Annotated in this window: 8 protein-coding genes; 1 reads left to right on the top strand and 7 read right to left on the bottom strand. The window is 72.0% G+C overall.

Annotated elements, in window-relative coordinates:
• Positions 1–56: 56 nt before the first annotated feature.
• The gene (locus E4622_RS17630; RefSeq protein ID WP_134741569.1) at positions 57–872 is read left to right on the top strand and encodes a methyltransferase domain-containing protein; all 816 of its coding nucleotides are present in this window, start codon (positions 57–59) and stop codon (positions 870–872) included.
• A 24-nt stretch (positions 873–896) separates the two neighbouring features.
• On the opposite strand, the gene E4622_RS17625 is transcribed toward E4622_RS17630, so the two are convergent.
• The 7 genes from E4622_RS17625 to E4622_RS17595 form a co-directional block, all read right to left on the bottom strand.
• Positions 897–1,205 carry a helix-turn-helix transcriptional regulator gene (locus E4622_RS17625; protein WP_134741568.1) on the bottom strand — a complete coding sequence of 103 codons (309 nt, stop codon included), beginning with the start codon at positions 1,203–1,205 and terminating at the stop codon, positions 897–899.
• A gap of 43 nt (positions 1,206–1,248) precedes the next feature.
• Positions 1,249–1,758, bottom strand: coding sequence for a CinA family protein (locus E4622_RS17620; protein ID WP_134741567.1), 510 nt, complete (start codon positions 1,756–1,758; stop codon positions 1,249–1,251).
• An 84-nt stretch (positions 1,759–1,842) separates the two neighbouring features.
• Positions 1,843–6,600 carry an ExeM/NucH family extracellular endonuclease gene (locus E4622_RS17615; RefSeq protein ID WP_134741566.1) on the bottom strand — a complete coding sequence of 1,586 codons (4,758 nt, stop codon included), beginning with the start codon at positions 6,598–6,600 and terminating at the stop codon, positions 1,843–1,845.
• 162 nt (positions 6,601–6,762) lie between these two features.
• The gene (gene pgsA / locus E4622_RS17610) at positions 6,763–7,386 is read right to left on the bottom strand and encodes a CDP-diacylglycerol--glycerol-3-phosphate 3-phosphatidyltransferase (RefSeq protein ID WP_245156098.1); all 624 of its coding nucleotides are present in this window, start codon (positions 7,384–7,386) and stop codon (positions 6,763–6,765) included.
• Positions 7,383–8,858: a radical SAM protein gene (locus E4622_RS17605; protein WP_134741565.1), complete on the bottom strand. Its 1,476-nt coding sequence runs from the start codon at positions 8,856–8,858 to the stop codon at positions 7,383–7,385. The genes pgsA and E4622_RS17605 overlap by 4 nt, the downstream gene beginning before the upstream one ends.
• 65 nt (positions 8,859–8,923) lie before the next feature.
• A complete protein-coding gene (locus E4622_RS17600; protein WP_134741564.1) occupies positions 8,924–10,564 on the bottom strand; it encodes a helix-turn-helix transcriptional regulator in 1,641 nt (546 codons plus the stop codon).
• Positions 10,561–13,227: a DNA translocase FtsK gene (locus tag E4622_RS17595; protein ID WP_134741563.1), complete on the bottom strand. Its 2,667-nt coding sequence runs from the start codon at positions 13,225–13,227 to the stop codon at positions 10,561–10,563. Before E4622_RS17595 ends, E4622_RS17600 begins: the two co-directional genes overlap by 4 nt.
• Positions 13,228–13,426 lie beyond the last annotated feature (199 nt).

Genomic DNA, 13,426 nt, shown 5'->3' with positions numbered 1-13,426 from the left:
CCGCGGATGCTGGACGCCCGCCCCCGCGGGCCGGCCGCCCTGGCACGATCGGCGTCATGAGCGCACCCGAGGACGTCTACACCCACGGCCACGTGGACGCGGTGCTCCGGTCCCACCGGTGGCGCACCGCCGAGAACTCCGCCGGCTACCTGCTCCCCCGGATCCAGGACGGCGCGCGGATCCTCGACGTGGGCTGCGGGCCGGGCACCATCACCCTCGACCTCGCCCGCCTGGCCCACGCCGGGTCGGTGGTGGGCCTGGACCGGTCCGAGTCGGTGGTCGCCGAGGCACGAGAGGCCGCCGAGCAAGCCGCCCTCGGCAACGTCGAGCTCGCCGTCGGAGACGTCTACGCGCTCGACCACGACGACGCGAGCTTCGACGTGGTCCACGCCCACCAGGTGCTCCAGCACCTCAGCGACCCGGTCGCCGCGCTGCGCGAGATGGGCCGGGTCTGCCGCCCCGACGGCCTCGTCGCGGTGCGCGACAGCGACTACTCGGCCTTCACCTGGTACCCCGCCGTCCCCGAGCTGTCCGACTGGCTCGACCTCTACCGCGCCGTGGCACGAGGCAACGACGCGGAGCCCGACGCCGGACGCCACCTGAAGAGCTGGGCCCTCGACGCGGGGCTCGAGGTGGTCTCCTCGACGGCCGGGGTGTGGTGCTTCTCCGCGCCCGAGGACGTCGCGTGGTGGGGCGGGCTGTGGGCCGAGCGGGTCGTCGCCTCCGGGCTCGCCGAGCAGGCCAGCGAGCGGGGCCTGGCGAGCACCGACGACCTCGAGCGCCTGGCGCAGGGCTGGCGGACCTGGGCCGCGTCCGGGGACGCGTGGTTCGCGGTCCTGCACGGCGAGCTGCTGGCCCGCCCCCGCCGGTAGGCGTGGACGACGGTCGGCCGACGATCAGGCGGCGGAGGCCACCACGTCGGCGGCCGTGCGGCGCGCGTTGACGGAGATCGGAGTCGCGGCCAGGGCCGCCTCCTCGATGGCGACGGCCAGGGAGACCTCGCTGAGGACCTCCGACAGCGGCGCGTCGAGGGCGGTGCAGAGCGAGGCGAGGAGCTCGGAGGACGCTTCCTTCTGGCCACGCTCGATCTCGGAGATGTAGCCCAGGCTCACGCGCGCCTCGGCGGAGACCTCGCGCAGGGTCATCCCGCGCTCCATGCGCCGGGCGCGGAGCACGTCGCCCAGGAGCCGACGAAACAGCACCACGTGAGTCCCCTTCCCGATTCGTTGGCCGGATATGGACCCAACGCTACCGGAGAGGGGTTTCTTCCTGGCGCAGGACGCCCAGGAGCGCCGTGAGCGCCTCCTCGCAGGTGCGCCGCTGGATGGTGGCCCGGTCGCCGCTCAGCTCCAGCGCGAGCACGCTCGTCCCGTCGGGCCCGGCCACCCCCACGAAGACCGTCCCGGGAGGCTTGCCCTCCTGGGGATCCGGTCCGGCCACGCCCGTCGTGCTCAGCGCGTACGTCGCCGCGACCAGGCTCCGCGCTCCCTCGGCCATCGCGCGGGCGCACGGCGCCGACACCACGCCGTGCTCCGCCACCAGCTCGGCGGGCACCCCGAGCACCGCCGTCTTGACCTCGGTGGCGTAGGAGACGACGCCCCCCAGGTAGGAGCGGGAGGCACCGGGCGGGGTGGTGAGGAGAGCGGCGAGCTGGCCACCGGTGAGCGACTCCGCCGTGGCGCTCGTGGCCCCGGCCGCGGCCAGGGCGTCGTTGACGGAGGCGGTCAGCGCCACGAGGTCGGGGGTCTTCCGGGCCATGACCTCATTGTGCCGGTCCCCCGGACGACGACAGCGGGAGCCGGCCCGAGGGCCGACTCCCGCTGTCGTGATCGCCGTCCTAGGTCAGCGCCGGACCACCCGCACCACGTGGGTGGTGGTGCCCGGCTTGACCCGGCTGTCGCCGGCGTAGGTGATCGTCAGCCGCTTGCGGCCGGCGTTCTTCCAGGCCGCCAGCTTGACCTTGGCCACGCCGTTGACCAGGCGCACCTTGATCGTTCCCTTGCCGGTGCCCCGGATCGTGACGACTCCGGTGGGGGTGGCGCCCGTCGCGGTGACCTGCACCCGCAGGTTGGCGCGCGTCCTGCCCGCAACCACCTTCGCCGGGCTGTGGACCACCTTGAACCGCGCCGGGACCTTGACCGGGGCCTTGGCGGCCACCGTGATCGGCACCTCGATCTCGGTGCCGGTGGTGGCGCCCGTGAGGGTCAGCACCTGGCGCCCGGCCGCGACACCCGCAGGCAGCGTGACGCTGACGGCGGCCTTCCCGGCCTCGTCGAAGGCAGCCACGGGCGTGTTGTCCAGCGGGAACGTGCCGAGCTCGGCGTCGCCCAGCGACACGACCACGGCCTCGTCCTTGACGTCGCTCGGCCCGGTGAAGGACCAGGACGAGACGTCGAAGGCCACCGTGCCACCGGCGGGGTACGCCGCCGGGGCACCGGACGGGAACGACGCCCCGACCGCACGCTGGGTGTAGTCGACCGCGAGCGGCTCCTCGTCGGCGAACTCCTCCATGTAGTCGACCATCGCCTCGAGGTCGACCTTGCCGGTGTCGCGCTTGCCGGTGCCGTTGTTGAAGGCACCGAAGCTGTCACCGCCGGAGGCGAGGAACGAGTTGACCGTGACCGAGTAGGTCTGGGTCGCCACGATCGGCACCCCGTCGAGCGACATCGAGGTGATCCGGTCGCCCTGCGCCTTGGCCGGGTCGTAGGTGTACTCGAAGCCCTCGGACGCCCCCAGCTTGAGGAACGGCCGCGACGAGCCCGCCGGCTGCCACTGCTGCTCCAGGACCGCCTTGATGTCGGAGCCCTTGAGGTCCATGTTGACCAGGGTGTTGGCGAACGGCTGGACGACGGCCGCCTGCTTGTAGGTCAGCGTCCGGGGGAAGGCCCCGGTGCCGAGCCCGGCCATGTCCGCACGCAGACCACCGGGGTTCATGAAGGCGATCTGCGCCTCCCCGGCCTCCGGGCTCTCCGTGGCCCACCGCTGGACCTCGGCGACCAGGTTGCCCAGCGTCGACTCGCCACCGCGGTTCTCGGTGGTGCCGTCGGCCAGCTTGGCCCGGTCGAACCGGTTGCCGATCTCGCCGAGCGGCACGGCGCCGAGGGTCTCGGCCGTGGTGACGGCCGCGTCGACGATGGTCTTCGTGGCCGCGTCGACCGGGTAGTTGGCGGTGAACACCGTGCCGGGGCCGGAGCCGTCGACGTCGGTGGTCAGCGGCAGGATCGCCTGGGACTTGGCGACGACCTTGCCGGTCTCGTCGAACTGGAACTTCAGCTGGTTGAGGTTCATGCCGTACTGGCCGGCCGAGACCACCGGGCGCTCCGTGACCGCGCGACCCTCGGCGGCCCAGGCGGGCACGGGGATCGAGTGGTTGTAGGCCAGGTGGGTGTGGCCGGACACGATGGCGTCCACGCCGGGGCTGACACCGTTGACGATCTGGCCGAAGGCCGAGTCGTTGGTGGCGTCGGCCACGTTGGTCGACGAGGCGCCCTCGTGCACGAGCAGGACCACCATGTCGACGGGGTCGGCGCCCGAGCGCAGCTTGGCCGTCTCGGCGTTGGTGGCCGCGACGATGTCGGTCACGGTCACCCCGTTGATCAGCGCCGGGTTGACCAGCGTGGGCAGGTCCTCGGTGACGGCGCCGACGAAGCCGACCCTGATGTCACCGAACTCGCGGACCCAGCTCTCGGCCAGGTCGTCGCGTCCCGCGGGCTCCTCGACGTTGGCGGCGAGGTACTCCCAGTCGGCACGCGCCTGCACGCGTCCCACGAGGTCCTCGTAGCCCTTGTCGAACTCGTGGTTGCCCGCAGCCGACACGTCGAGCCCGGCCTCGTTGAGCGCGTCGATCGTCGGCTCGTCGTCCTGGATGAACGACTCGAACGTCGAGGCGCCGATCAGGTCACCGGCCGAGCTGAAGACGGTGTTGGCGTTCTCCGACTCCAGCTGCTTCACGGCACCGGAGAGCACCGCGGCACCACCCTCGGCGCCGTTGGCGAGCAGACGGCCGTGGAAGTCGTTGGTGGCCAGCAGCTGCACCTCGGTGCCGGTCGTGCCGACGTTCAGGCCCACCAGCTTGGGGTTGTGGTCGGACGCCGCGAACGGGTCGTTGCCGTTGAAGAACCGCGTCGGGTTGTAGTTGAACCGGCTGTACTGGTAGGCGATCGGCTCGTTGGCGTTGATCTCCCACTGGTCGGCGCCGGTCACCAGCTCCTGCTGCGTGGCGGTCTTGGCCAGGACGTGGTCCAGCGAGCCCGAGAGACCGTCGAAGCTGTAGGAGTACTCGCCGAGCGTGCTCGACGGGACGACGGCGTAGCCGGCGTCGTAGAGGACCTGCATCGGGTCCTCGAAGGTGTAGGAGTTGAAGTCGCCCGTGAGGAAGACGTCGTCGATCTTGCGGGCCGCCGCGAACTCGTCGGCGAACGCGACGAGAGCCGCGGCCTGCCGCGTGCGGTCGCCGTTGAAGGCTCCCTGCCCGTCGTTCTTGTCGGTGTTGTCACCGGTGGCTCCGGTGGCCCCCTTGGACTTGAAGTGGTTGACGATCACGCCGAAGGCGGCGGCGTCGGTCGAGCCGACCCGCTTGAACGCCTGGGCCAGCGGCTCGCGGGCGTTGGCGAAAGCGATCGGCGCGACGGTGTCGTTCAGGACCATCGACGCGCCCACCGGCGAGACGACCTTCGGGTTGTAGATGAAGGCGTTGCGGATGACGTCCTGCTCCGCGAGCGCCGGCAGCTGGTCGGCGGACGGCGACGCGACGTAGGCCCAGCGGTAGGTTCCGGCGGCCGTGTTGAGCGCCTTGACCAGCGCCGAGAGGGCGTCGTCGCGGTTGGTCTCGCCGAGCAGCTTGACCGAGTTCTCGATCTCCTCGAGCGAGACCACGTCGGCGTTCAGCGTGTTGATCGCCTTGACGATCTTGTTCTGCTGACGCGTGAGGTCTCCCGGCTCCGCCGCACCCCGAGGGCCGTTGGGGTTGCAGGAGTTGTTGGCCACCGGGTCGTTGTCACGGTCGGTGTAGTAGGTGCACGTGCCGCCGCGGGCCTCGAAGGCCGCGCCGGTGGTGTTGAAGTAGTTGAGGACGTTGAACGTCGCCAGCTTGACGTTGCCGCCGACGCTCTGCGGTGTCGCGTTGGCCGGGCGCGTGTCCTCGAAGGTCGCCACGTCGGTGCCGGCGCCCTCGACCCGCTGCGTCGGCTGGAACTTCCAGGCGCTGTTGCGGTAGTCGAGCACGACGGGCTCGTCGATGGTGGCCTGCGCACCGACCCGGATCGACTTCGTCGGAGTGATCCAGGGCAGCGGGATCTGCATGTTGGCCCGCTCCTCCACCCCGTCGTTGTCGTTGTCGGTGTCGAGGAAGTCGATCGACGCGCCGTCGTCGAGCGCGACCTTGCGGGCCGCGTTGTCGGCCACCGCCTGCTGGAACGGCGCGGAGCCGGGACGGCCCACGTCGCTCGGCTGGCGCAGCGGAGCATCGCCGACGGCGAGGCCGATCTCGGCGTACTGGTTGATCGTGTAGGCGTTGGAGACCGTGAACGAGTCGGTCGGCTGGACCAGCTCGCCCTCGTGGGCCTCGCGCGCGGCATCGGTGGTCGGGAAGGCGGTGGCCAGCGGGGTGACCGCGGGCAGCGCGGGGATCGTCGTCACCGTGACCGGCACGTTGGCGGAGACCTGGGTCAGCTCGGTCATGCCGCCGAACTCGACAACCTTGCCGCGCACCTGCACGGAGGCGCCGACGGCCGGCATGGCCGAGCCCAGCGCGGGGGCGAAGACGAAGATCCCGTCGGAGGCGCCGGGGGTGGCGTCGCTCGCCCCGCCCGTGCCGCCGGTCTGCAGGAAGAACCCGCCGAAGCCGCCCGTGGGGTAGCTGGCCGTCACGACGCCCGTGGTGGTGGCGTTGTCGCCGGCGTAGGGGCTGGTGGCACCGGCGCCCTGGATCTCGGCGATGGTCGCGGTGACCTCCGCGGGCGGGTCCGGGACCTCCTCGGCCACGTTGACGGGGGTCGGGGCGCCGGACGTGAAGTCCGCGATGTTGCTGTCGGTGTCGGCGCCGGCCCCGTTGCGCGAGGACGACGTCGTGTTGCTCATGGCGGGCGCCTTGCCGGCACCCTCCCAGACGTTGCTGTTGACGCCGACCAGGTCGATGATCGCCGCGTTGGCGGCCAGGCTGTTGACGCCCGGGTCGACCGGCGTCGTGCCGTTGGACAGGATCGCCGTGCCGCCGGTGCCACCCATGGCGATCGTCCCGGTCGCGTTGGGGGTGGGCAGCGGGGTGGTCCCACCGGTGCCCGCGCCCTCCTGGACGAGGTAGTGCTTGCCGGCCGGGACAGAGCCGCTGAGCGGCGTCACGCCGCTGGCGGCTCCGGTGTTGCCCGCGCTGCGCCACTGGACCGACCACCCGGAGACGTCGATGGCGGCGGAGGTCGGGTTGTAGAGCTCGATGAAGTCGTTCGTGAGCGTGGCGCCGCTGTTGCCGCCGCCGCCGTAGACCTCGCTGATGACGAGGTCCTCCGGCGCTGCGTAAGCCGCGGGCAGGGTGATGACCGAGAGTCCGGTCGCGGCGACGGTGAGTCCGAGTGCCGTGGCCAATCTCTTCCGAGATGAAGACATGAAGCGTTCTCCAGGGGGGGTGAAGGGAGGGTCCCGACCGGGACGTGCGTCACCCTAACCCTGGATCGTCCGGTGAAATCCCCTCGGAGATGAACTATTCGATAACGGGAGTGACACGGGCGCGTGTTCTGCCCGGATCCCCGCCCCTGCACGGGATAAGGCTCAAGCGGAGGGTGAGACCTGCGCGTCGCGGCGAGCCGTCCGGACGTCGCGGAAGAACTCGTAGCCCGACCAGAGCGTCATCGCGACGGCGCCGGCCAGCAGCACCTGGGAGACGTAGAAGAGGACGTCGCCGGGCACGTCGAGCGCCCCGTCGACCTGGCGCAGCGGGAGGGTGAGGCCGCCCAGCGCGACCGCCTGGAGCACGGTCTTGAGCTTGCCGCTCGCAGCGGCGGCGATGACGACGTGCTTGAGCACCGAGAGGCGCAGGAGCGTGACACTCCACTCGCGCAGCAGGACCACGATCGTGACCCACCACCAGATGTCGCCGACGATGGACAGCCCGATGAAGGCCATGCCCGTGATCGCCTTGTCGGCGATCGGGTCGGCGATCTTGCCGAAGTCGGTCACCAGGTTGCGCGACCGGGCGATGTCGCCGTCGATCTTGTCCGTGATCATCGCGCCGATGAACAGGGCGTAGGCGACCAAGCGCCACAGCACCGAGTCGCCGCCGTCGACCAGGAGCGCCCACCCGAAGAACGGCACCATCAGGATGCGCAGGGTGGTCAGGGCGTTGGGGAGGTTCCAGTTGGAGCCGGTGGACATCTGCGGGTCGACGGCGCTCATCGCACCGTCTCCGCCCGGGCGACGAGGTCGACGCCCTCGGTGTCGACCACGACAGCGGGGACGAGGTCGCCGATGCGGACGCCGGCAGGCAGGTCCGTCACGGTCGTGGTGCCGTCGACCTCGGGGCCCTGGTGGGCGCCGCGGCCCTCGGCGGTGCCGCCGTCGAGCGACTCCACGAGCACGAGCACGCGCTCGCCCATGCGCTCCTCGGCGCGCTGCGCGTTGAGCTCCTCCACCAGGCCGCTGACGTGCTCGAGGCGCGCGCGCACCTCGTCCTCGTCGTGCTTGCCGTCGTAGGAGGCGGCCTCGGTGCCGTCCTCGTCGGAGTAGCCGAACACCCCGGTCACGTCCATGCGGGCCGCGACCAGGAAGTCACACAGGGTCTCGAGGTCGTCCTCGCTCTCTCCGGGGAAGCCGACGATGACGTTGGAGCGGACACCGGCCTCGGGCGCGTGGGCACGCACCTGCTCGAGCAGGCCCAGGAAGCTCTCGGGGTCGCCGAAGCGGCGCATCCGACGCAGGACCGTCGCGCTGGCGTGCTGGAAGGAGAGGTCGAAGTACGGCGCCACGCCGGGCGTCGTCGCGATCGCCTCGACGAGGCCCGGGCGGGTCTCGGCGGGCTGGAGGTAGGACACGCGGACCCGGTCGACGCCGTCGATGGCGGTCAGCTCGGGCAGGAGGGTCTCGAGCAGGCGCAGGTCGCCGAGGTCCTTGCCGTAGGACGTGGAGTTCTCGCTGACCAGGAACAGCTCGCGGGCGCCCTGCTCGGCGAGCCAGCGGGCCTCCTGGACCACGTCGCTCGGGCGACGGCTGATGAAGGAGCCGCGGAAGGCCGGGATCGCGCAGAACGAGCAGCGCCGGTCGCAGCCGCTGGCCAGCTTGAGCGCCGCCATCGGGCCCGCGTCCAGCCGGCGGCGTACGGCGCGAGGTCCGGTGGCCGGTCCGCCGAGGCCCACGGTGGTGACGTCGGTGTCCCCGTGGCCCGGGACGGGCGCGGTCGAGGCGGCGCGCTCCACCGGGGAGATCGGCAGCAGGAGCCGGCGGTCCTGCGGGGTGTGGGGGTGGTGGGTCTCCCCCGCCACGATCGAGCGCAGCCGCGCCGCGATGTCGGGGTAGTCGTCGAAGCCGAGCACCGCGTCGGCCTCGGGCAGCGACTCCGCCAGGTCCTTGCCGTAGCGCTCGGCCAGGCAGCCGACGGCCACGACGGCCTGGGCCCGCCCACCCTGGTCGGCCGAGGCCTTGAGGTCCGCGGCCTGCAGGAGCGTGTCGACGGAGTCCTTCTTGGCCGCCTCGACGAAGCCGCACGTGTTGACGACGACCGTGTCGGCGAGGGCGGGGTCGTCGACCAGGAGGAAGCCGTCGGCCTCCAGGCGGCCCGCGAGCTCCTCGGAGTCGACCTCGTTGCGGGCGCATCCGAGGGTCACCATCGCCACCGAGAGCAGGGGGCGGGAGTCAGTCGTGTGGATGGCCATCGTGACGTCGAGTATGCCCGTCGGGCCCGGCCGCCGTCGAAACGGCGACCGGGCCGCGCGCCGGGTCAGCGCACCACGTAGGTGGCCGAGGACTCCTGGCCGGTCTTGCCCATCTCGCCGCGGTCGTCGCCGTCGATCGAGACGGTCACGGAGCCGTCGCTGGACTGCACCCGCACCGGCGGGGCGACCTTGAGTGTGATGCTCTGCATGAACGCCACCGCGCCGTCGTAGACGACGTTGCCGCCCGCGTCGCGCACGACGACGGTGGCTCCGCCGCCCGTGGCGGTGAGCACGAACGGGACCTTGGCGGCGTTGGCCGTCGTGCCGTTGGCGAGACCGCCGCTCGCGTTGAGGCGCGGTCGCGCCTCCTCCGCGCCGGTGCCCTCGGTGACCAGGCGGGCCACGGCCCACACCAGCACGACCGCCATGACGGCGGCGACGAGGACCGACCAGTTGGGGCCGCCGCGGGTGCCGCGGATGGAGCCGCCGAAGCCGGTCGCCAGCTCGGACTCGAAGACCCGGCGCGGGTCCACCGGGGCGTCGGCGTAGCGCTCGTCGTAGGCGGCCAGCAGCGGCGCCACGTCGACACCGAGGACGCGCGCGAGGGTGCGCAGGTGGCCGCGGGCGTAGAAGTCGCCGCCGCACGGGGCGAAGTCGTCGACCTCGATCGCCTCGATGACGTGCGGGCGGATCCGGGTGCGGTCGGCGAGCTGGTCGATGCTCAGGCCCAGACGGGTGCGGGCGGAGGCCAGCTCGGGGCCCACCACCGGGTCGACGGCGAGCGGTACGTCGGCCAGGTCGCCGATGACGATCGTGCCGTCCTCGTCGGCCGGCTGGTCCTCCATCGACCAGGACTGGGTGTCGTCGCTCGCGAGCGGCCGCACGTGCTCGACCGGCGCGGCCACGAGCACGGGCTCCGGCTCCTGCCGGCGTCGTGACTCCGAGCGGGCGGCACGCACCAGTGCGCGCAGGGGGTTCGGGGTGGGGCTGGCGAAGGCCACCGGTGCCGCAGGCGTGGACGCGACCTCGGGCTCGACCTCGGCCTCGGGCTCGGGCTGGGCCTCGGGCTCCGCCTCGAGGTCGGGCGCGGCGGCCACCGGCTCGTCGAGGGTCTCGTCGGCAGGCTCGTCGTCGAGCTCGTCGACCGGCTCGTCGACCGGCTCGTCGACGGGAAGCTGGTCGGCCGGCACCAGGTCGATCTCGACGACGTCGGCGGTGTAGTCGGAGTGGGCCAGCAGCGTGCCGGCCAGGTCGTCGCCGGCGCCGGTCACCCGGGTGGCCAGGCCCAGGCGGACCGCCCACTCGGTGCCGTCGGTGCCGATGACGTCGAGGCGCCCGTCGCGCAGCGGCCCGCGCGGGGCCAGGTGCTCGACGCGCTCGACCTCCGCCCACGGGACGCCGTGCCAGGACCGGCCGCGGCGGATGCGCAGCCCGTGGTGGTCGGCGACCAGGAGCGGGGCGCGGGCGTCGACCAGGGCGGCGAGGTAGACCCCGCCGAGCACGGTCATGAACGCGAACAGCGACCAGTCGAGCACCGAGCCGGAGTCGACGGCGCGCACGAGGTAGGCGACGGCCAGCACCGCGCCGGCCACGCCCAGGGCCGCGGCCAGGGGCACGTGGCGACGTACCTCCGTGGTGGCCGGGACCTCCACCTCCTCGAGCTCCGTCGGCTCCCCGTCGACCTGGGTCACGTCGGTGTCGGTCACAGCTCCCCCTGCAGCGTCATGATCACGGCGTCCAGCTCGTCGGGCTTCACCAGCACGTCACGGGCCTTGGAGCCTTCGCTCGGCCCGACCACTCCCCTGCTCTCCATGATGTCCATGAGCCGCCCCGCCTTGGCGAAGCCGACCCGCAGCTTGCGCTGCAGCATGGACGTGGAGCCGAACTGGGTCGTGACCACGAGCTCGATGGCCTGGACCACCAGGTCCATGTCGTCGCCGATGTCGTCGTCCAGCTCGCGCTTGCTCTGCGGGGCGACCGTGACGTCCTCGCGGTAGGTCGGCTCCAGCTGGGTCTTGCAGTGCGCCACGACCTGGGCGATCTCGGCCTCGGTGACCCAGGAGCCCTGCACACGCACGGCCTTGGAGGCGCCCATCGGCAGGAACAGCCCGTCGCCCTGGCCCACGAGCTTCTCGGCGCCGGGCTGGTCGAGGATGACCCGGCTGTCGGCCAGCGAGCTGGTCGCGAACGCGAGCCGGGACGGCACGTTGGCCTTGATCAGGCCGGTGACGACGTCCACCGAGGGCCGCTGCGTCGCCAGCACCAGGTGGATACCGGCGGCGCGGGCGAGCTGGGTGATGCGGACGACGGAGTCCTCGACGTCGCGCGGGGAGACCATCATCAGGTCCGCGAGCTCGTCGACGATCACCAGCAGGTAGGGGTACGGCGCGAGCACGCGCTCGCTGCCGGGCGGCACCTCGACCTTGCCGGCGCGCACTGCCTTGTTGAAGTCGTCGATGTGCCGGAAGCCGAAGTTGGCCAGGTCGTCGTAGCGCAGGTCCATCTCGCGCACGACCCACTGCAGCGCCTCGGCCGCCTTCTTGGGGTTGGTGATGATCGGGGTGATCAGGTGCGGGACGCCCTCGTAGGCGTTGAGCTCCACCCGCTTGGGGTCGACCATGATCATCCGCACCTCGTCGGGCGTGGAGCGCATCAGGATCGAGGTGATCATCGAGTTGATGAACGACGACTTGCCCGAGCCGGTCGCGCCGGCCACGAGCAGGTGGGGCATCTTCGCGAGGTTGGCGACGACGAAGCCGCCCTCGACGTCCTTGCCCAGCCCGGCCACCATCGGGTGGTGGTCGGAGCGCGCCGCGTTGGAGCGCAGCACGTCGCCGAGAGAGACGATCTCCTTGTCGACGTTGGGGATCTCGATGCCGATCGCGGACTTGCCGGGGATCGGGCTCAGGATCCGGACGTCGGCCGACGCCACCGCGTAGGCGATGTTCTTGGAGAGCGCGGTGACCTTCTCGATCTTGACCGCCGGGCCGACCTCGACCTCGTAGCGCGTGACGGTGGGGCCCCGGGTGTAGCCGGTGACCTGCGCGTCGATCCCGAACTCCTCCATGACCTGCGTCAGCCGGCCCACGACGTCGTCGCTGGCCTTGGAGCGCGCCTTGTGGACGGAGCCGGGCTTGAGCACCTCGTTGCCGGGCAGCGAGTAGGTGATGTCGCCGGAGAGCGAGAGCTGCTCCACGCGCTGCGGGATCGGCGTGTGCGGGGGCGGCTCGAGGTCGCCCTTCTCCTCGGCCACCGGGAAGGCCGGCGCGTCAGGGAGGTCGGGGAGGTCCGGGACCGACCGGGCGTCGGCGCCCATGATGCCGAGACCGGCGTCCTCCTCCAGCGCGACGTCGAGGGCGTCGGCCTTGCGACGACGCTTGGGCTTCTCCTCCACGACCGGGCTGTCGTAGGGCACGTCGCCCATGTCGGGGTCGATGTCGAGGTCTCCGCGGCGACCACGGGCCCGCATCGGCTGCGTGGTCCCGTCCTCGCCGTGCTCGTCCTCGTCGTGGGGGTGGCGGCCCAGCGCGTGGTCCGTCAGGGCCGCGAGCCGCTCGGGCACGCGGTAGAGCGGCGTCGAGGTGATGACCAAGGTGCCGAAGAAGGCGAGCAGCACCAGCAGCGGGACGACGACGTACTCCGACTGGAGCAGGTCCATCAGCAGCGAGGAGACGACGAAGCCCACGGCCCCGCCGGCGTCCTGCAGGTTGCTGGAGTCGCCGGCGGAGGGCTGCGGGTTGCCGTTGGCGATGTGGACGATGCCGAGGAGACCGAAGGCGAACGCCGCCCAGCCGACCACCTGGCGTCCGGCGGGCCCGGTGGAGACGGGGTCGCGCATCAGGCGCATGCCGGCGACGACGACCAGCAGCGGCACGAACCAGCCGACCTTGCCGACCGAGCCGGCCACCGCCGTGCGCACGACCTCCATGACGCCGCCGGGCAGCTGGAACCACACGGCCCCCGCGACCACGACCGCGAGGCCGAAGAGGAACAGGCCGGCACCGTCGCGGCGCTGCTCGGGCTCGAGGTCGCGGGCGCTGTGCCCCACGCCGCGCGCGAGCGCACCGACACCGTGCGCGACCGCGAGCCAGACCGTGGCGAGGCCACGGAAGACCGCGAGGAACAGCCGGGCGACCGGCCCGGTCCCGCTGCGTACGGCGCGAGGCGCCGGGCGCGCTGCGGGACGGCGCTTGGCCGCCGGGCGCCTGCTCGCGCTGGTGCGCGCGCGGCCCTTGGCCTGGGTGGTCCTGCTGGGTGACTTCCGGGCACTCCGCGTTCGCGTGCTCGAGCCTCCTCGTGCCTTGGTGGAGGCGGACGAGGACGTGCTCTTGCTCCGCGAACCCGGCGGGGAAGACGTACGGGTCGCCATGCGACCAAACTAGGCCACAGTCCCACCAGTCACACGCATCACACGTTGCGTGTCGCCCACGAGCCCCTAGCACGTCGCGCCGACGGTGTTACGAGGGCGAAAAATCTTCGGGTCGGAGCTCGTCAGCCCCTAGACCTTGCGGCCCGCCGAGCCTAGTGTCCCTACTCGGTGCCTCGGAACGCCGTAGCACCGGACAACC

Source organism: Nocardioides sp. 503 (assembly GCF_004522095.1).
In the GTDB taxonomy this organism is placed as follows: domain Bacteria; phylum Actinomycetota; class Actinomycetes; order Propionibacteriales; family Nocardioidaceae; genus Nocardioides.
This window is presented reverse-complemented; position numbering and strand designations above follow the sequence as displayed.